The organism is Bacillus paramycoides (assembly GCF_038971285.1).
Taxonomy (GTDB): domain Bacteria; phylum Bacillota; class Bacilli; order Bacillales; family Bacillaceae_G; genus Bacillus_A.
The window spans coordinates 332,361-350,966 of the sequence record NZ_CP152427.1 but is presented as its reverse complement, the minus strand read 5'-3'; the positions used below and the strand labels follow the sequence as shown (position 1 = coordinate 350,966).

At 36.9% G+C, this 18,606-nt stretch carries 17 protein-coding genes and 1 riboswitch; of the genes, 4 read left to right on the top strand and 13 right to left on the bottom strand.

Translation table 11 applies throughout. The features are described 5' to 3' along the window. Nucleotides 1-15 precede the first annotated feature (15 nt). Entirely contained in the window at nucleotides 16-681 is a 666-nt protein-coding gene (locus AAG068_RS01890) for a methionine ABC transporter permease (RefSeq protein ID WP_078420116.1), read from the bottom strand. After that, the gene (locus tag AAG068_RS01885; RefSeq protein WP_342716994.1) at nucleotides 671-1,690 is read right to left on the bottom strand and encodes a methionine ABC transporter ATP-binding protein; all 1,020 of its coding nucleotides are present in this window, start codon (nucleotides 1,688-1,690) and stop codon (nucleotides 671-673) included. Before AAG068_RS01885 ends, AAG068_RS01890 begins: the two co-directional genes overlap by 11 nt. Before the next feature lie 123 nt (nucleotides 1,691-1,813). Beyond that, nucleotides 1,814-1,919, bottom strand: a riboswitch (SAM riboswitch). 241 nt (nucleotides 1,920-2,160) lie between these two features. Between AAG068_RS01885 and AAG068_RS01880 the strand changes: the two genes are divergently transcribed. Continuing rightward, the gene (locus AAG068_RS01880; RefSeq protein ID WP_342716992.1) at nucleotides 2,161-2,724 is read left to right on the top strand and encodes a cysteine hydrolase family protein; all 564 of its coding nucleotides are present in this window, start codon (nucleotides 2,161-2,163) and stop codon (nucleotides 2,722-2,724) included. A 230-nt stretch (nucleotides 2,725-2,954) separates the two neighbouring features. Here AAG068_RS01880 and AAG068_RS01875 read toward each other — a convergent pair whose 3' ends face one another. The 7 genes from AAG068_RS01875 to AAG068_RS01845 all read right to left on the bottom strand — a co-directional run bounded on the left by AAG068_RS01875 (nucleotide 2,955) and on the right by AAG068_RS01845 (nucleotide 12,037). After that, nucleotides 2,955-3,104 (bottom strand): hypothetical protein, encoded by a 150-nt coding sequence (locus AAG068_RS01875; protein WP_000521648.1) that lies wholly within the window; start codon nucleotides 3,102-3,104, stop codon nucleotides 2,955-2,957. Between the two features lie 180 nt (nucleotides 3,105-3,284). Next, nucleotides 3,285-4,832: an L-glutamate gamma-semialdehyde dehydrogenase gene (gene pruA, locus AAG068_RS01870; protein WP_342716981.1), complete on the bottom strand. Its 1,548-nt coding sequence runs from the start codon at nucleotides 4,830-4,832 to the stop codon at nucleotides 3,285-3,287. A 153-nt stretch (nucleotides 4,833-4,985) separates the two neighbouring features. Then, on the bottom strand, nucleotides 4,986-5,756 hold the full coding sequence (locus AAG068_RS01865; RefSeq protein WP_342716979.1) for a TSUP family transporter: 771 nt from the start codon (nucleotides 5,754-5,756) through the stop codon (nucleotides 4,986-4,988). A gap of 97 nt (nucleotides 5,757-5,853) precedes the next feature. Further along, entirely contained in the window at nucleotides 5,854-7,044 is a 1,191-nt protein-coding gene (locus AAG068_RS01860) for a CamS family sex pheromone protein (protein WP_342716977.1), read from the bottom strand. 16 nt (nucleotides 7,045-7,060) lie between these two features. Continuing rightward, nucleotides 7,061-9,070: an NAD-dependent DNA ligase LigA gene (ligA, locus tag AAG068_RS01855; protein ID WP_342716975.1), complete on the bottom strand. Its 2,010-nt coding sequence runs from the start codon at nucleotides 9,068-9,070 to the stop codon at nucleotides 7,061-7,063. Between the two features lie 15 nt (nucleotides 9,071-9,085). Then, entirely contained in the window at nucleotides 9,086-11,335 is a 2,250-nt protein-coding gene (pcrA, locus tag AAG068_RS01850; RefSeq protein WP_342716973.1) for a DNA helicase PcrA, read from the bottom strand. 12 nt (nucleotides 11,336-11,347) lie between these two features. Beyond that, on the bottom strand, nucleotides 11,348-12,037 hold the full coding sequence (locus AAG068_RS01845) for a heptaprenylglyceryl phosphate synthase (protein ID WP_098670353.1): 690 nt from the start codon (nucleotides 12,035-12,037) through the stop codon (nucleotides 11,348-11,350). 337 nt (nucleotides 12,038-12,374) lie between these two features. On the opposite strand from AAG068_RS01845, the gene AAG068_RS01840 reads away from it, so the two are divergent. From AAG068_RS01840 to AAG068_RS01830, 3 genes are all read left to right on the top strand, one after another. Next, nucleotides 12,375-12,752: a YgaP family membrane protein gene (locus AAG068_RS01840; RefSeq protein ID WP_342716970.1), complete on the top strand. Its 378-nt coding sequence runs from the start codon at nucleotides 12,375-12,377 to the stop codon at nucleotides 12,750-12,752. A gap of 209 nt (nucleotides 12,753-12,961) precedes the next feature. Continuing rightward, nucleotides 12,962-13,807 (top strand): SPFH domain-containing protein, encoded by an 846-nt coding sequence (locus tag AAG068_RS01835; RefSeq protein ID WP_342716968.1) that lies wholly within the window; start codon nucleotides 12,962-12,964, stop codon nucleotides 13,805-13,807. Nucleotides 13,808-13,823: 16 nt separating this feature from the next. After that, entirely contained in the window at nucleotides 13,824-13,988 is a 165-nt protein-coding gene (locus tag AAG068_RS01830; RefSeq protein ID WP_001085171.1) for a toxin-antitoxin system HicB family antitoxin, read from the top strand. Between the two features lie 36 nt (nucleotides 13,989-14,024). Here AAG068_RS01830 and purD read toward each other — a convergent pair whose 3' ends face one another. From purD to purM, 4 genes are all read right to left on the bottom strand, one after another. Then, nucleotides 14,025-15,296, bottom strand: a complete 1,272-nt coding sequence (purD, locus tag AAG068_RS01825) for a phosphoribosylamine--glycine ligase (protein WP_342716791.1) — start codon at nucleotides 15,294-15,296, stop codon at nucleotides 14,025-14,027. A 78-nt stretch (nucleotides 15,297-15,374) separates the two neighbouring features. Next, nucleotides 15,375-16,910 (bottom strand): bifunctional phosphoribosylaminoimidazolecarboxamide formyltransferase/IMP cyclohydrolase, encoded by a 1,536-nt coding sequence (purH, locus tag AAG068_RS01820; protein ID WP_342716789.1) that lies wholly within the window; start codon nucleotides 16,908-16,910, stop codon nucleotides 15,375-15,377. A 24-nt stretch (nucleotides 16,911-16,934) separates the two neighbouring features. Further along, nucleotides 16,935-17,522, bottom strand: a complete 588-nt coding sequence (gene purN / locus AAG068_RS01815) for a phosphoribosylglycinamide formyltransferase (protein WP_342716787.1) — start codon at nucleotides 17,520-17,522, stop codon at nucleotides 16,935-16,937. Next, a complete protein-coding gene (gene purM, locus AAG068_RS01810) occupies nucleotides 17,519-18,559 on the bottom strand; it encodes a phosphoribosylformylglycinamidine cyclo-ligase (RefSeq protein WP_048529433.1) in 1,041 nt (346 codons plus the stop codon). The genes purN and purM overlap by 4 nt, the downstream gene beginning before the upstream one ends. Nucleotides 18,560-18,606 lie beyond the last annotated feature (47 nt).

Sequence of the window (18,606 nt, the reverse complement as noted above, 5' to 3'; positions counted from 1 at the left end):
TTCCCCTCTTCCCTTTTATGATCTGCGTAAAAAGACTTTCGCAAAGTAGTTTCCTAAGTTTTGAGCTACCTGTACGAGAATAATAAGTAAAACGACCGTTACGAACATAACCGATGTATCAAAACGTTGATAACCATATGTCATCGCTAAGTCACCAAGACCGCCGCCACCGACAAGCCCAGCAACTGCAGAAAATTCAATTAAACCAACTGTCATAAATGTAACCCCTAAGATTAATGGTGCTAACGCTTCTGGTACAAGAATTTCAAAAACAATTCTAAATGGTGAAGCACCCATTGCTTGAGCGGCTTCAATGACTCCCTTTGGAACTGAAACAAGATTTGTTTCAACCATTCTAGCGATACCGATTGATGCAACTAACGTCATTGGGAAAATTGCTGCTGCTGTTCCAATCGTCGTTCCGATAACACTTCTTGTTAGTGGGCTTAAAGCTACTAAGAAGATGATGAATGGAACCGGACGAATTGTATTAATAATGATATTAAGAATAGAAAAGATCCATTTATTTTCTAAAAAGTTTCCTTTTCTCGTTACATATAATAGTAAACCTAGAGGTATACCAAGAATTGTAGCGAATATAAGGGTTACAATTACCATTAAGAGGGTATCCCCCGTCGCATCTACTATGCGGGGCCAAAATATACTCCAATCAACTCGCATGAGCTTCTACCTCCTTCAGCTGCACTTGTAGTCTTAGATGTTGTAATGCTTTTTGAATTTCTTTCTGTTCACCTTGCAGTTCTACAAGTAGATTTCCAAATAACACATTTTGAAGTTCAATAATATTTCCGTACAGTACGTTTACATCGACGTTATAGTTTTTCGCGATATACGATAGTACCGGCTGTCCTGTCTCTTCACCAGTAAATGTTAAGCGATAAATCTGTCCACCATTTTGAATTTTCCCTAAAACACTTTCCGGTAAATGATCATTAATAATAGAGCGTACAAAATTTTGAGTCGTCTTTGTTTTTGGTTGTGTAAAAACATCAAACAGTTTTCCTTCTTCAATAACCTTTCCCTTCTCCATTACAGCTACACGGTGACAAATTTCTTTCACAACATGCATTTCATGTGTAATAAGAAGAATTGTTACATTGTATTCTCGATTTACTTTCTTTAATAAGTTCAAAATTTCTGTCGTTGTTTCTGGATCTAAAGCTGATGTTGCCTCATCACATATAAGGATATCTGGTGATGTTGCCAGTGCCCTAGCAATGCCCACACGCTGTTTTTGACCACCTGATAGTTGCTCTGGATAATAGTCTGCTTTATCCTCTAACCCGACAAACTTCAGCAGTTCATTTACTCTTTCTTTTATCTCATTATTTGGTACTTTTGCTAATTTTAATGGATACGCAATATTCCCAAACACTGTTCTTGAATTAAATAAATTAAAACTTTGAAAAATCATCCCGATTCTTTGTCTTAGCTTCCGTAATTCTTTCGTCGATAGTGATGTAATATCTTTATCATCTATTGAAATCGTTCCTGCCGTTGGTCTCTCTAACATATTTACTAAGCGTAACAACGTACTCTTTCCAGCGCCACTAAAACCGATAATGCCGAAAATTTCGCCCTTTTCAACTGATAACGTTACATCCTCCACCGCATGAACAGATTGCCCACTTGATTCATATACTTTACTTACGTTGTTAAAAGAAATCATTTTTTCCCCTCCTATATGCTGTAAAAACTTGAAGTAGAGCTTTCGAGGTAAAATAAAAAGTGCTCTCCTTCTTATCAAACATAAAGATAAGAAGGAGAGCACTTATATGTACTCGTTCACATCTTCTCATCTTCCAAGCCTTTATAAGGCTTGCTGGAGTTAGCACGGTATTAAAAAACCCGTTGCTGAGGTATCGTAGGGCCAGTCCCTCCACCTCTCTGGATAAGAATGTATCGATTTAATTGTCGTTTAATTAATTCTCATTATAGAACTCAGAATAATAAGAGTCAATACATTTTTTAGAAAAATATTAATTATTCCTTTATTATAATTTTCAGATGAAAATTCATGAAAAAATAGTAATCTTTAAAGTTATGTAAAATTCTCCTCTCGCATATTTTTTAAAAGGATAATCTTCTCTACTAATTGAATACCATTATTTGAATATGAAATCGGAGGAAGATAAATATATGAAAACAGCTCTTTTACTTGTTGATATTCAAAATGATTATTTTCCACAAGGAAAGATGGAATTACGTAATCCGGTAGAAGCAAGCGACTATGCTAATGAGCTACTACAACTCTTTAGAACGAGAAATGAACCTATTTTTCATATCCAACATGTAGCAATAAAAGATGACGCTACTTTTTTCCTACCAAATACAGAAGGTGTACATATTCATAAAAGCGTACGCCCACTTAGAAATGAAACCGTTATAATCAAACATTATCCAAATAGTTTTCGGGAAACTGATCTTCTAGAACAATTACAACGTTTAAACATCGAGCACGTCGTCATATGTGGGATGATGACTCATATGTGTATCGATGCTACCGTAAGAGCTGCTTTTGATTTCGGCTTTCAATGTACCGTTATACATGATGCTTGTGCTACAAAAGATCTTTCTTTTAAGAATGCTACTATACCAGCCGTTTATATTCATAACACAATTTTGGCTAGTTTAAATGGCGTATATGGGAATGTAATGAGTACAGAGGAGTTTGTAGCTACAAAAAAACACTCCCTTCAGTGAGCAAAACCGAAAGGAGTGTTTCTTGTCAAACCATAGATTTTCTTTCAAATTGTATTATACAGGAAATCCTTAAAATGAATACTAAAAAATGTGACTAATAAGTCAACTTTTCTCGTTGTTTTGTTTCTATTTACATGTTTATCCCGATATTAATAGGGTTTAGCTAGTTCCACTTACCAAATGGTAATTTATAGTAAGTGTTTTTCATTCAAATTAACTAGTCTCTCCTATTATTTATCTGTCTGTTTTTGTTTCTTTTTCAAATACTCCGCACGCAATTTTTCAATTTGCTGCTTTTTATCAAATTTGACAGGCGTCTGTTTTTCATGAAACTTTGCCACAGCTACCTGGCCTTTATAATCCAATTGATATTTTCCCACTTTGTTCACCTACTTTTCTTATCTTTAAAGAGAATCTATTCAACCAATATAATATACCTTATTTTACTGAAGTAAACCTTATTAGTTTTTCTACTGATATCTATCTTAATCCACATATAGAAAAAATTTTCTCAAAAAAAAGAGATCTTCGCAGACTGCGAAGATCTCTTCTACTATTTCTTATAAAGTTTCAGAAGTAGTTTTTGCTTGCATGTGAAGTGCTAAGTAATCAGGACCACCAGCTTTAGAGTCTGTACCAGACATGTTAAAGCCACCGAATGGTTGGTATCCTACGATTGCACCAGTACATCCACGGTTGAAGTATAAGTTACCTACGTGGAAGTCTTCACGTGCTTTTTCAATATGGTCACGGTTGTTAGAAATAACTGCTCCTGTTAAACCGTATTCTGTATTATTTGCAATTGCAAGTGCATGGTCAAAGTCTTTTGCTTTACAGAATGCTACTACTGGTCCGAAGATTTCTTCTTTCATTAAGCGAGCATCTTCTGCAACGTCAGCAACGATTGTTGGTTGGATGAACCAGCCTTTAGAATCGTCTCCTTCGCCACCTGCTAAGATTCTACCTTCTTCTTTACCAATTGCAACATAGCTCATTACTTTATCGAATGCAGCTTGGTCATTAACAGGACCCATATTTGTACCTAATACAGCTGGGTTAGCAACTGTTAATTTTTTCGTTAATTCAACAGCACGATTTAATACGTGATCGTATACATCTTCATGGATTACTGCACGAGAACATGCAGAACATTTTTGTCCTGAGAATCCAAATGCTGATGCAACGATAGATTTAGCTGCTAATTCAAGATCAGCTTCTTTATCAACAACGATTGTATCTTTACCACCCATTTCAGCGATAACGCGTTTTAACCAAATTTGGCCTGGGTTTACTTTCGCTGCACGCTCATAAATTCGGATACCTACATCACGAGATCCAGTGAAGCTCACGAAACGTGTACGAGGGTGATCTACTAAGTAGTCACCAACTTCAGAACCATTACCTGGAACGAAGTTTACTACGCCAGCTGGTAAGCCAGCTTCTTCTAATACTTCCATGAATTTCGCTGCTACTACAGGAGTTGTACTAGCTGGTTTTAGTAATACTGTGTTACCAGAAACTAAAGCTGCTGTTGTCATACCTGCCATAATTGCGAATGGGAAGTTCCAAGGAGAAATGATAACACCTACTCCTAATGGAATGTAAGAGAAACGATTATATTCAATTGGACGGCTTTCTACTGGAATTCCGTCTTTTAATTTTAACATTTGACGACCATAATATTCCATAAAGTCGATTGCTTCTGCCGTATCAGCATCTGCCTCATTCCATGGTTTACCTGCTTCTTTTACAAGAATAGCAGAGAATTCATGTTTTCTGCGACGAACGATTGCTGCAGCACGGAATAAAATGTCTGCACGCATTTCTGGCTTTGATTTTCTCCAAGTTTGGAATGTTTCATCCGCTACTTGCATTGCTTTTTCAGCTAACTCACGGCTTGCTTTTGAAACGCGACCAACAAGCTCCTCTTTATTTGCAGGGTTTACAGAAACAATTTTGTCTTCTGTAGTGATTTTTTCTCCCCCAATAATTAATGGATAGTCTTGTCCAAGATAAGATTCTACTTTCTTTAAACCTTCTTCAAACGCTAATTTGTTAGCCTCCACTGAAAAATCTGTAAATGGCTCATGTTTGTATGCTACTACCATTCTTTTTAGCCTCCCCTTAGAAAAACGTTTACATTTTACAACATTATTCTACATGATAATTTAGATTTATTCAAATATTCCTAGACTTATATTTTAAAAATTAATTAATTTTTAAAATATAATAAAAAAACAGAGTTATACAAACGTATAACTCTACAAAATATGAGTATATTCCAAAATGTTTTTTCCGATCAATAAAATAGTTACAAATAAAAATAAAGTTCTTACATATCCAACACCTTTTTGAACCGCAAACTTCGATCCAAAATAAGCGCCCAAAATCATCGATAACCCCATAATAATACCGTATTCAAAATGGATTACATCTAAAAATAAAAAAGTGATTAACGATACGATATTACTAACAAAGTTCAAAAGTTTCCCAGATGCTGCCGCTTGAATAAAATCCAAACCAATTAATAAAAATGCAAAAATTAAAAAGGATCCTGTCCCCGGCCCAAAAAATCCATCGTAAAACCCTATCATTAAAATAACAAAGAAAAATATTAATGTTTTTCTTTTCGTCATCTTCTTATAGGTAGATACACTTCCCCAATCTTTTTTCGCAATAATATAAATGGCAATGAATACCAACATAACAAGCACTAACGGTCGTAAAATATCCGGCGGAATAAACTTTACTACTAAAGCACCTGCGACTGCCCCTATAATAGTTAACGGGATTAACTTTCCTACAATTTTAAAATCGACCTTTCCCGATCGAATGAAATAAATCACACTCGTAAACGTCCCCATCGTTGCAGCTAACTTATTCGTTGCAATTGCCGACGCTGGTGGTAAACCAACAAACATAAGTGCGGGAAGCGAAATTAATCCCCCACCGCCAACAACTGAATCAATAAAAGCTGCTAAAAAACCAAATGCAATTAATAAAATAATGACTTGAAAACTTAATTCGTCCATGCGCTTTACCCCTTACTCCCCATTATTTATAACATTTTAAATTATAACAAAATTCCTCAAGAAAAAAAGCCATTCCACAAAGGAACGGCCCTTCTATTTAATCTAAAATTTTCACAAACGGTTCATCTTGCTTCGCTTCACGTATAATAATCGCTTCTGGGCGTTCTACAGATTTAATCGTTACTTGTACTTTCATATAATTCGGGAAGTATTCCATAACAAGCCCAGCTACATATTGTGTAAAGCCAATTATTTCTGCTTTCCCATTAAACTGGACAGGAATATCAAGCTTTACTTCTCTTAATTCATCGTCTCTATACATACCAGTACCGATAACAGCTGTATAGTCTCCTTGGAAATAATCTCCTAGTTTTGCTTTAAAGTTTGATACTCTCGCCAGATCTTCACGTTTATTATCTGTTTTCGCTTGTTCAGATGGGAACAAATAATATTTCTCATTAATTTGTTTCCAATCCTCAACCGTTTCACTGCCTTTTTCAACATTTGCATAAGAAACAAAGTTACCTGGCACGAGTGAAGCCTTTGGAACCTGACGATAAATTGCAAATGTTATCGGAAGATTTTTTGTTTCAGGTTTTTTTTGATGCATAACTTTCAAGATTTCTTGCGCCATTTTTTTCCCTTCAGCTACCATTTTTTCTTGCTCGATTTTAGCCTCACGCGGATAACCATGCTCTTCCTCATAATAATGAACCGAGTTCATCGCTAAGCCAACTACAATGCCTTGGCGCTCACCTTTCTCATCTTTCTCGTCTTTTTTCACATAATAATCATGCTCTAAAATATTTGAAATATAGATTGGATTTTTTTTATTTTTTTCCTCTAATGATTCAGACCCTCCACCTAACGCCGGATTCAAACCAATGTTTGGAAATTTAACTGCATCCTTTTTTAATTTGTCCTCTAGTTCCTTTTGCTCAGCATCTGTACGCTTTCTTTTAACAAGCATTTGTATAGTTTGAGCATCTAGAACATCTCCACCTTTAAAGAAATGATCTTTCGTACTAAAGGATTCTTTCGCAATACGCATTAATCCTGTTTCAAATTCATCTATATCAAGGCGATTACTTACTCCTTGTACAACTAATCCACGTGCTGCTCCTGCTTCAAATGGAATAGTCGCTTTATAATATTCATCCGAAATAGCGTACTTCGGAACGATTGCTTGTTCTTTTGCTTTCCCCGATTTCTCATCTTTATCGGTACCTGCACTACACCCACTTACAAGTAGGCCAAGGCTTAATACCGCTAATGCTATTTTTCTCATGGTAAGTTTGCACCTCTTACTTATTTAGCTCTTGTAAGAACCTCTCTTCATTCCAAACCTCAACATTATGCTTCTCCGCTTGTGCTAATTTCGAACCTGCCGCTTCACCTGCAACAACTAAATCCGTACTTTTACTAACACTTCCTGTTACTTTTCCACCTAATGCCTCAATCTTCTTCTTCGCTTCACTACGTCCCATAACTTCTAATTTACCTGTTAAAACGACAGTTTTTCCTGCGAAGTACGACTCAACATTTTGTAAATCAGCAACTTTTATACCTTTGTATGCCATATTCACGCCATACTCTTTAAATTGTTGTAATAACTCTAATACGTCTTCATTATCAAAATACGTCACGACGGATTGAGCCATTTTTTCACCAATCTCATTAATTGCTTTTAGTTCTTCTTCCGTTGCTTTCACAAGTGCATCCATCGTTTCAAAATGCTCTGCAAATGTACGTGCTGCTTTTGCTCCAACATGGCGAATACCAAGACCAAATAATAATCGCTCTAATGAGTTTTCTTTAGAATTCTCAATTGCTTGTACTAAATTCGTTGCTGATTTTTCACCGAATCGTTCTAGCTGCAATAATTGCTCTTTCGTCAACGAATATAAATCAGCGAATGTACGAATATAATCAGCATCAAAGAGTTGTGTAATGACACGTTCTCCAAGTCCATCAATATTCATTGCATTTCTTGAAACGAAGTGGATTAACCCTTCTCGAATTTGAGCTGGACAAGTTGGATTTATACAACGAAGAGCTACCTCTTCTTCTAAACGAACTAGTTCACTCTCACATGCTGGGCAATGCGTTGGCATATGATATTCTTCTTCCTCACCAGTACGCTTATCGAAAATAACGTTCACAACTTCAGGGATAATATCTCCGGCCTTCTTTACAACTACGTAGTCACCAATTCGAATATCTTTTTCACGAATTAAATCTTCGTTATGTAAAGAAGCACGACGAACGATCGTACCAGCCACTCTCACTGGCTCTAGCTCTGCAGTCGGTGTTACAACCCCCGTGCGACCAACACTTAATTCAATCCCTGTTAATCTTGTTACAACTTCTTCAGCCGGGAATTTATAAGCAATTGCCCATCTTGGACTCTTTGCTGTAGTTCCTAGACTTTCTTGAAGAGCAACATCATCTACTTTTATAACGATTCCATCAATCTCATAATCAAGATGCGGGCGTTTTTCTTGCCATTCTTCTACATAAGCTATAACTTCTTCAATTGTTTCACATATGCGTCGATTTGGATTTGTTTTGAATCCAAGTTCACCTAAGAAATTAAGCGATTCACTATGTGATGGAATTGTTTTTTCCTCTACATTCGCAAGACCGTATACAAACATAGATAAGTTACGCTTCGCTGCAATTTTTGGGTCCAGTTGACGTATTGATCCCGCTGCCGCATTACGCGGATTCGCAAATACATCTTCACCATTTTGCTCTTTTTCTTCATTTAACTTAACGAATGAACGCTTCGGCATATAAGCTTCGCCTCGTGCTTCTAACGTTACTTCTTCATTTAAACGAAGCGGGATTGCTTTAATCGTTTTTAGATTTTGGGTAATATCCTCACCTGTTACACCATCACCACGTGTTGCCCCTTGAATAAAGCGTCCTTTTTCATAATGAAGTGAAACAGCAAGCCCGTCAATTTTTAATTCGCATATATATCTTACATTCGCACCATCAATTCCTTGGCGTACTCGTCGGTCGAAATCACGTAAATCTCCTTCGTTAAATGCATTTCCTAAACTTAACATCGGTGACTTATGTGTTACTTTTTCAAATATATCAAGAACAGTCCCCCCAACGCGAACGGAGGGAGAGTCTTCACTCATAAACTCTGGGTTCTCTGCTTCTAATTTTATAAGCTCCTGCATATTACGGTCGTACTCCGCATCAGAAACAGAAGGATTGTCTAATACGTGATATTGATAGTTAAATGTATTTAACAAATCACGTAATTCTTCTATACGTTTTTTGGCTATCTCTTTTGACATATCCTCATTCCTTTCCTATTGTTTCGTCACAGGTGCAAATTTTGCTAACAAACGTTTAACACCAATTGGGCTTGGGAACGCAATATCTAATTCTTTTGCATCACCTTCACCTTTTACACTGACAACTGTACCGACTCCCCATTTTTGGTGGGAAGCTTTATCGCCTACTGCCCAGCCAATTTGCTCGCCGCCTGTCGTCTTAGCTGCAGGATGCGCGAAAGCTGAACGAGAGCGTGTTGTAGTTGTGACTGTCGTTTTACTGCTACTAGCCTTTCTTCCTTTTGCACCAAACGAAGTTTCACGCTTTGGTGCTGTTTCATTTAATGATTCCACTAGTTCTACCGGGATTTCCGTAATAAATCGAGATGCGGCGTTCATGCTTGTTCTACCAAATAAAGTGCGCATTTGTGCATTGGATAAATATAACTCTTCTTCCGCACGAGTAATACCTACATAAGCAAGACGACGCTCTTCTTGCATTTCATCTTCTTCCATTAGAGAGCGAGTATGTGGGAATATTCCTTCCTCTAAACCGACAATAAAGACAACTGGGAATTCTAATCCTTTTGCTGAGTGCATCGTCATTAAAATAACTTCCTCACCAGCAGTTGGATCTTCATCTACACGATCAATATCAGCAACAAGTGCTAAGTCTGTTAAAAATGCAACAAGGCTCTTATCTTCGCTTTGAGATTCAAATGTTTGCGTAACAGATAAAAACTCATCTAAGTTCTCTAGACGACCTTCCGCTTCTAAAGTACGCTCGTTTTTCAACATATCGCGATAGCCTGTTTTTTCAATAACTTCTTCCACTAATTCTGTAACAGATAAATACTCTTGCATATTTACCCAGTTGTGTAATAAACCTGCGAATTCTTTTACTGCCTTTGTAACCTTTGCACTTACTCCAACATGCTCAATCTCATCAAATACAGCCGTTAATGAAATTCCATTTTGCACACCGTAATTAATAATTTTATCGATAGAAGTCGCACCAATTCCGCGCTTTGGCACGTTTATAATACGTGCGAAACTAATCTCATCATCTGGATTTCCAATTAAACGTAAATACGCCAAAATGTCTTTAATCTCTTTACGATCATAGAACTTCGTACCGCCGACAATTTTGTAAGGAATATTAGATTTCAGAAAAATCTCCTCGACCATACGAGACTGCGCATTCGTACGATATAACACTGCAAAATCAGTATATTTTCGTTTCCCCATTTGAATATCATCACGAATTTTTTTCGCAACAAAGTACGCTTCGTCTTTTTCCGTTGCAGCACGATAGTACGAGATTTTGCTTCCAACTTCATTATCAGTCCATAACTTCTTCGGTTTACGATTCGTATTTTTTTCAATAACAGCATTTGCTGCATTTAAAATATTTTGTGACGAACGATAGTTTTGTTCTAACAAAATAACTTGCGCATTCTCATAGTCTTTTTCGAATGACAAAATATTAGAAATGTCCGCACCACGCCAGCGATAAATAGACTGATCAGAGTCACCTACAACGCATAAATTTTTAAAACGTGCAGCTAAATGTTTGACAAGAAGGTACTGTGCTTTGTTCGTATCTTGATACTCATCCACGTGAATATACTGGAATTTACGCTGATAAAACTCTAGTACTTCTGGAACACGTTCAAATAATTGAATCGTTGTCATAATTAAATCATCAAAGTCTAATGAGTTATTTTTCAGAAGACGCTTTTGATATTCTGTATATACATCGCTCGTTAATTTTTCATATGGATCAGCAATTGTAATTTTTTTTGCGTATTTATCCGCAGATAGCAATTCATTTTTCGCATTACTAATGCCAGCTAAAATAGAGCGAGGCTCAAATTTCTTCGGATCAATATTGCGCTCTTTCATAATTTTTTTGACTACAGTTAACTGATCGCCTGAATCTAAAATTGTAAAGTTACGATTAATACCAATGCGATCGATATCACGTCGTAAAATACGAACACACATAGAGTGGAACGTAGAGATCCAAATATCTTCCGCTTCTGGTCCGACAAGTATATCAATACGCTCGCGCATTTCACGAGCGGCTTTATTTGTGAAGGTAATAGCTAGTACATTCCACGGTGCTACACCTTTTTCACCAAGTAAATACGCAATACGATGTGTTAACACACGTGTTTTACCACTACCTGCACCTGCCATCAATAGAAGTGGTCCGTTCGTTGTTTGTACTGCTTTTTGTTGCTGCGGATTTAAACCATTTAATAACTTATCTGTCATACTCATATACGCCTGCACCTACTCTCCTTTTACTGCTTTAACCGTTTTTATCGCTGCTTTTATATCATCATAAATAATATTTCCAACAACTACCGTATCAGCGTACTGTGCCATTTCCTTCGCTTGTTCTGCATTAGAAATACCGCCGCCATAATATAACTTCGCTTGTTTTAATTGTGCTTTTACATTTTTAACAAGTTCAACGTCTCCATACGTACCGCTATATTCTAAGTAAAATATCGGTAAACGTAACAGCTTGTCTGCTAAACGCGCGTATGCAATCACATCATCTTCTGTTACATCACATTTCGCATCTGTAAGCTGAGCTACTTTCGCTTCAGGATTTAAAACACAATACCCTTCCATGAAAATTTCGTCCCAATCCATAATATCCCCAAATTCTTTCAAAGCCTCATGATGAACGCCTGTTACCCATTCTACCTTTCGGCTATTTAAAACGCTTGGGATATAATAAAAATCAAATCCTGGTGTAATTGCTTCTACATCAGAAACCTCCAACACACAAGGAACTGCATATCTACGAATGCTAACTAGCATGTGTAATACATTATCAATCGTCACTCCATCACTTCCGCCTACAATAACAGCATCTGTTCCAGACTCACAAATCATTTCTAAATGTTCGTCACTTAACTCCTTATTGGGATCAAGCTTAAATACATGTTTCCACCCGGAAATATCGTACATGAAAACACCCTTTCTTTTCTCTATTTATGTATATTTCTGTTCAAAATAACAGCTTATTTTCATTAGGATTTTTTAACTTCATCTTAAATATTTGTTTAAAACGGAGAATTAAGTTTGGAATTCCCTCTTCCACATTTTTTCAAACGAGAGGATTTAATTTTGAACTTCCTTTTATGCATTCTTTCATTATAACAAAAAAAGCTACTTACACACACGCACATTCCAACATCTTTTTCAACGTCAAATGTTGGATTACATATCCCCAAAATCACGCGGGATACTAATAAGAGAAATAGTATTATCTATTTCAACTTTCATAAAAAGGAGTGTTTTTCTAATGAAGCAAAACATTGGTACAATAAATGCCCTAATTCGAATTACACTCGGACTTATCCTCTTCGGCTGTAGTAGCGCTAAACTTGTACGCAAGCCGTGGTGCACTTGGTCTAACGTCTTGCTATGGATTGGTGCAATGAAAATTGCAGAGGGAATCGTTCGTTTCTGCCCTGTTGTTGAAATGTGGAAATTCGGAAAATACATGAATATGGGGGCATTTAAAATGCCTAGCATGAATTTCGCTGAAAAGGGACATACTAAAGAAGAAGTGAACCAAACTTCCAATCATGACAAACCACGGTCAGATGGAAGTTATGACGCTTCTGACAAAGAGATTGAGTCAGCGATTGAAGATATAATCCTGGCAAAACCGCTTTGAATCATTTGTCACGATGTAAGATGCTCTCAAAGGGACTTAGCTGCTGCAGTGGGCGGTTAAGTCTTCTTATTTTACCACAAAACAAGAACGTACATTCTTGTTTTGAATCTTAAAATATACATAACCAATAAAATTCAGAAAATTAGGTGCAAACCCCTTGCTTAAAATGATATAAAAGTGATATCATTTTTATATCAGGAGGCGATCATATGAAAGAAAAACAAGTATTTTATGTTAATGGTTTTCTTGGGATTATTGGAATTTTGATTTTAGCCGCTATCGGTGTATTTTTCCTTATACAAGAAATTTTCATAGGAGCAGCATTGACTATCATTTTAGCTGCAATTCTTGCTACAGGTATTGGTATTGTTCAACCAAACCAAGCAAAAGTCATTACGTTTTTCGGTAATTATTTAGGAACAATTCGTCAAAACGGTTTATTTTTAACGATTCCGTTCGCATTCCGTCAAACTGTATCGTTACGTGTTGAAAACTTTAATAGTAAGAAATTAAAAGTAAATGATGTTGACGGAAATCCAATTGAAATTGCAGCTGTTATCGTCTATAAAGTTGTTGATTCTGCAAAAGCGATGTTCGGCGTTGAACATTATGATCGATTTGTAGAAATTCAAAGTGAAACGGCAATCCGCCACGTTGCAACGAAATATCCTTATGACAATTTCCAAGATGATAATTGCGTTACATTACGTGGAAATACTGAAGAAGTCTCTGAAGAATTAAAACGTGAGTTAGAAGCACGCCTTGAAATTGCTGGCGTAGAAGTATTAGAAACTCGTTTAACACATTTAGCTTATGCAACAGAAATTGCCCATGCAATGCTACAACGTCAACAAGCAAAAGCAGTATTAGCTGCTAGAAAAGAGATTGTTGAAGGTGCTGTGAAGATGGCAAAAGATTCAATCCATATGCTAGATGAAGAAGGCGTACTGGAATTAGATGACGAGCGTAAAGCAAATATGGTAAACAACTTATTAGTTGCCATCGTTTCAGATAAAGGTGCGCAACCGGTTATTAATACAGGAAGCCTATACTAAAAGGTTGTAAATCATTATGGCTAAAAAGAAAAGCTTTCCATTACGTATTGATCCTGAATTACACGCAGTCATCGAAAAATGGGCGAATGATGAGTTTCGTAGCGTCAATGCACACATCGAATATTTACTTCGAGAAATGGCAAAGCAAAAAGGAAAATTGAAAAAAGATAAAGATGCATAAAAAATCCCGCTGAGAAATCAGCGGGATTTTTACATATTAGCTTCTCGTCATCTCATGCCCAATTGCACGATATCCTATATCACTTCGGTAAAACAGACCATCACTCTCAATTTTACCGATTTCCTTATACACCTTATCTTTTGCTTCTTGTAAACTATTTGCTTTACAAGCAACAAATAGTACACGGCCACCATTTGTTACAAAGTCACCATGCTTCATCGCTGTACCTGCATGGAAAACAATCACATCTTGTAATGCATCTAGTCCGCTAATAATATCACCTTTTTTATAAGCTTCTGGATATCCTTTTGAAGCAAGTACAACACCGATTACCACTTCTTCTGACCATTTTAATGCTAACTCACTTTCATCTAATACAGCGGTACATACATCCACTAAATCATTTTCTAAGCGTGGCAATACTACTTCCGTTTCAGGATCGCCAAAGCGTGCATTAAATTCAATTACCTTTGGGCCATCATTTGTTAAAATAAGTCCCGCATATAAAATCCCTGTAAACGATCGATTTTCTAGGGTCATCGCTTTAGCAGTTGGATGTAATACTGTTTTTATCGCCTCTTGAACTGCTGATTCCGGAATTTGTGGTACTGGAGAATATGCACCCATTCCGCCTGTATTTGGGCCTTTATCACCATCAAAAGCTCGTTTATGATCTTGAGCAATTACCATCGGATGCACAGTTGTTCCATTCACAAATGCCATTAATGAAAATTCTTGTCCATCTAAAAATTCTTCAATAACAACCTTCTTACTCGCTTCGCCGAACTTTACATCTTGTAACATTTCTTTCGCAGCTTGTAACGCCTCTTCAAGCGTCATCGCTACTGTTACACCTTTACCAGCAGCTAGGCCGTCAGCTTTAATAACGATTGGTGCACCAACTTTTTCAATATACTGTACTGCTTCTTCATAGTCTGTAAAAGTTTCATATGCTGCAGTTGGAATATTATACTTTTTCATCAATTCTTTCGTAAAAGCTTTACTACCTTCAATAACAGCAGCCGCTTTATTTGGGCCAAATACACGAAGTCCCTCTTCTTTAAAGCGATCAACAATTCCATTCATAAGTGGAATTTCTGGTCCAACGAAAGTTAATTCAACCTTATTCTCTTTAGCAAATAAAACTAATGCATCAAAATCATTTTCATCAATATCAACTGGTGTTGCAACATCGCGCATACCTTCATTACCCGGTGCTACATATACCTTTTCTACCTTTTCAGATTGCGCAAACTTCCAAGCTAAAGCATGCTCACGCCCACCGCGACCGATTACTAAAACATTCATATTTCATCCCCCTATACTTAAATAAGTACAAACTAGAAGCTATGCTGCTCCTAGTTTGGTTTTTCCACAATTACTCTATTAATGTTTGAAATGACGTACGCCAGTGAACACCATAGCAATCCCATACTTATCCGCCACTTTAATAGAATCTTCGTCACGGATTGATCCGCCTGGCTGAATGATTGCTGTAATTCCTGCTTTTACTGCCTCTTCTACTGTATCTGGCATTGGGAAGAAAGCATCTGATGCAAGTGCGCTACCTTGTGCTTTTTCGCCAGCTTGTGTGATGGCAATTTTTGCAGAACCTACACGGTTCATCTGTCCTGCCCCTACACCAACTGTCATGTTATCATTCGCTAAAACAATTGCGTTTGATTTCACATGTTTTACAACTTTCCAAGCTAGTTTTAAATCTTTCCACTCTTGCTCTGATGGTTCGCGTTTCGTTGGAATTGAAATTGTACTTTCATCTAATGATAACGTATCTTCTTCTTGAACAAGAAGACCACCTTGTACAGAAGTTAGTTTTTTACTTGCACTTGTCGCTTTTTCAATATTTACAGTTAGTAAGCGTAAGTTTTTCTTATTTTGCAACACTTCTAAAGCTTCTTGTGAGAAAGAAGGTGCAATAATAATTTCTAAGAAAATTTCGTGTAGCTTTTCAGCTGTCGCTTTATCAATTTCGCGATTTGCTGCGATAATACCTCCAAAAATTGATACTGGATCTGCTTCATAAGCGCGCGTGTATGCTTCATGAATATCAGTTCCTACTCCAACACCACATGGATTCATATGTTTTACTGCTACTACTGCTGGCTCTGTAAATTCTTTCACGATACTAAGCGCTGCATCTGCATCGTTAATATTGTTATAAGATAATTCTTTACCGTGTAATTGTTCTGCGTACGCAACAGAAGAAGTTACAGCGAATGGTGCTTTATAGAATGTTGCTTTTTGATGCGGATTTTCTCCATAGCGTAAATCTTGTTTTTTCTCAAATGTCACTGTTAATGTTTCTGGGCTTTCTTCACCCATTTGCTCTGTTAAGTAGTTAGAGATTAACGCATCATATGCCGCTGTATGACGGAATACTTTCGCTGCTAATTTACGCTTCGTTTCTTCTTTTACTTCACCGTTCTCTTTCAGTTCTGCTAATACAACATTGTAATCTACTGGATCTACAATTACCGATACAAATTTATGATTTTTCGCAGCAGAGCGAATCATTGTTGGACCACCGATATCAATATTTTCAATTGCATCAGCAAATGTTACATCAGGCTTAGCGATTGTTTCTTTGAATGGGTATAAGTTAACAACAACAAAATCAATCGGCTCCATACCTAACTCATTCATTTGTGCTACATGCGTTTCATTATCGCGAACTGCTAATAGACCACCATGAATATTTGGATGTAATGTTTTCACACGACCATCCATAATTTCTGGGAACCCAGTTACTTCAGAAATACCAATTACTTGTAAGCTGTTTTCTTCTAGTAATTTTTTCGTACCACCTGTTGATATAACTTCGATCCCTTGTTCTAGTAAACCTTTAACAAATTCTACTACTCCTGTTTTATCTGAAACACTTACTAATGCACGCTTTTTCATTTATCCTTCACCCCTGGTTGTATGTTAGTTAACAGTTGGTTCTTTCACAGATTGAACAATTTGATTCACTGTATTTACGTATAATTTATGTTCAACTTGTTGAATTTTCTTTTGTAAGCTTTCTCTCGTATCCCCATCAGAAACAACTACTGCTTCTTGTGCAATAATTGGCCCTGTATCCATACCTGCATCTACATAATGAATCGTTACTCCAGTTACTTTCACACCTGCTTCTAACGCTTGGCCAACAGCATCTTTCCCTGGAAAACTCGGTAATAGTGATGGATGAATATTAATAATCCTTCCGCCATAAGCTTCTAGTAAAGTTGGTCCAATTAAACGCATATATCCAGCTAAAATAACATAATCAATTTTATACTCTTCTAGCTTCTTTAATATTTCTTTTTCAAATGCTTCTTTTGACTCATATGCTTTCGCTGAAAAAGCGAAACATGGAATATGATGATAATGTGCTCGTCCAACAGCACGTGCTTCTGGTTTATCACATACTAATAAACTAATCTCTGCTTCTAATCTTTTTTCTTCTGCCGCATTGATGAGAGATTGAAAGTTAGAGCCACTTCCAGAAGCAAAAACTGCTAATCTACTCATAGTGCCGTGCCCCCATTGAAGGTAACGCCAGCCCCTTGTACAGTACGTCCAATAATACGAGCTGTTTCTCCTTGTTCTTCAAGAAGACGAACGATATCTTTTGCTTCTTCTTCCTTCACCGCTACTACCATACCAATACCCATGTTAAAAATATTGAACATTTCTTTCTCTTCTAGTTTTCCAACCTCCTGAAGTAAACTGAATATTGGTTGAATTTTCCAAGATCCTAATTCAATTTCTGCACCGATTCCTTCTGGTAACATACGTGGAATATTTTCAATGAATCCGCCACCTGTAATATGCGCCATACCGTATACTTCATATTTCTTCAATAGTTCTAAAATAGGTTTGACATAAATTTTCGTTGGTTTTAATAACTCTTCACCAAGAGGTAGTTCTAAGCGTCCGTAAATGCGATCTAAAGATAGTTCTCCATCTTCTAGTAATACTTTTCGTACTAGAGAATAACCGTTACTATGAATACCGCTAGATGCCAAGCCAATTAATACGTGACCAGCTTCAATTTTTTCACCTGTTACAATTTTCTTTTTATCAACAATCCCAACTGTAAAACCAGCTAAATCATACTCTTCTGTAGAATACATTCCTGGCATTTCAGCTGTTTCTCCACCAATTAATGCACAACCAGCTTGGCGACAGCCCTCTGATATACCTTTGACGATGTTTTCAATTTTACTAGGTTCAGCTTTACCACAAGCAATATAATCAAGGAAGAAAAGCGGCTCTGCTCCTTGGACAACAATATCATTTACACACATCGCTACTGCATCAATACCAATTGTGTCATGTTTATCTGCCATAAAAGCGAGCATCAATTTCGTTCCCACGCCATCTGTTCCAGATACTAATACAGGTTCTTCTAATGCAAATTTTGATAGATCAAACATACCTCCAAAACCGCCTAAACCGCCTAGTACTTCTTTTCTCATTGTTGTTTGTACGTGTTTTTTCATGCGAGATACCGCTTCATATCCAGCTTCAATATCTACTCCTGCTTGCTTATATGCATTCGCCATCGTTATCTACACCTCGTCTTTTAATTTCTCCCTATCCTGTGCGGGCC

Bases quoted from the DNA above. Each gene is read 5' to 3' on its own strand.
- AAG068_RS01890 (WP_078420116.1), bottom strand. From the start codon at position 681: ATGCGAGTTGATTGGAGTATATTTTGGCCCCGCATAGTAGATGCGACG.
- AAG068_RS01885 (WP_342716994.1), bottom strand. From the start codon at position 1,690: ATGATTTCTTTTAACAACGTAAGTAAAGTATATGAATCAAGTGGGCAA.
- AAG068_RS01880 (WP_342716992.1), top strand. From the start codon at position 2,161: ATGAAAACAGCTCTTTTACTTGTTGATATTCAAAATGATTATTTTCCA.
- pruA (WP_342716981.1), bottom strand. From the start codon at position 4,832: ATGGTAGTAGCATACAAACATGAGCCATTTACAGATTTTTCAGTGGAG.
- AAG068_RS01865 (WP_342716979.1), bottom strand. From the start codon at position 5,756: ATGGACGAATTAAGTTTTCAAGTCATTATTTTATTAATTGCATTTGGT.
- AAG068_RS01860 (WP_342716977.1), bottom strand. From the start codon at position 7,044: ATGAGAAAAATAGCATTAGCGGTATTAAGCCTTGGCCTACTTGTAAGT.
- ligA (WP_342716975.1), bottom strand. From the start codon at position 9,070: ATGTCAAAAGAGATAGCCAAAAAACGTATAGAAGAATTACGTGATTTG.
- pcrA (WP_342716973.1), bottom strand. From the start codon at position 11,335: ATGAGTATGACAGATAAGTTATTAAATGGTTTAAATCCGCAGCAACAA.
- AAG068_RS01845 (WP_098670353.1), bottom strand. From the start codon at position 12,037: ATGTACGATATTTCCGGGTGGAAACATGTATTTAAGCTTGATCCCAAT.
- AAG068_RS01840 (WP_342716970.1), top strand. From the start codon at position 12,375: ATGAAGCAAAACATTGGTACAATAAATGCCCTAATTCGAATTACACTC.
- AAG068_RS01835 (WP_342716968.1), top strand. From the start codon at position 12,962: ATGAAAGAAAAACAAGTATTTTATGTTAATGGTTTTCTTGGGATTATT.
- AAG068_RS01830 (WP_001085171.1), top strand. From the start codon at position 13,824: ATGGCTAAAAAGAAAAGCTTTCCATTACGTATTGATCCTGAATTACAC.
- purD (WP_342716791.1), bottom strand. From the start codon at position 15,296: ATGAATGTTTTAGTAATCGGTCGCGGTGGGCGTGAGCATGCTTTAGCT.
- purH (WP_342716789.1), bottom strand. From the start codon at position 16,910: ATGAAAAAGCGTGCATTAGTAAGTGTTTCAGATAAAACAGGAGTAGTA.
- purN (WP_342716787.1), bottom strand. From the start codon at position 17,522: ATGAGTAGATTAGCAGTTTTTGCTTCTGGAAGTGGCTCTAACTTTCAA.
- purM (WP_048529433.1), bottom strand. From the start codon at position 18,559: ATGGCGAATGCATATAAGCAAGCAGGAGTAGATATTGAAGCTGGATAT.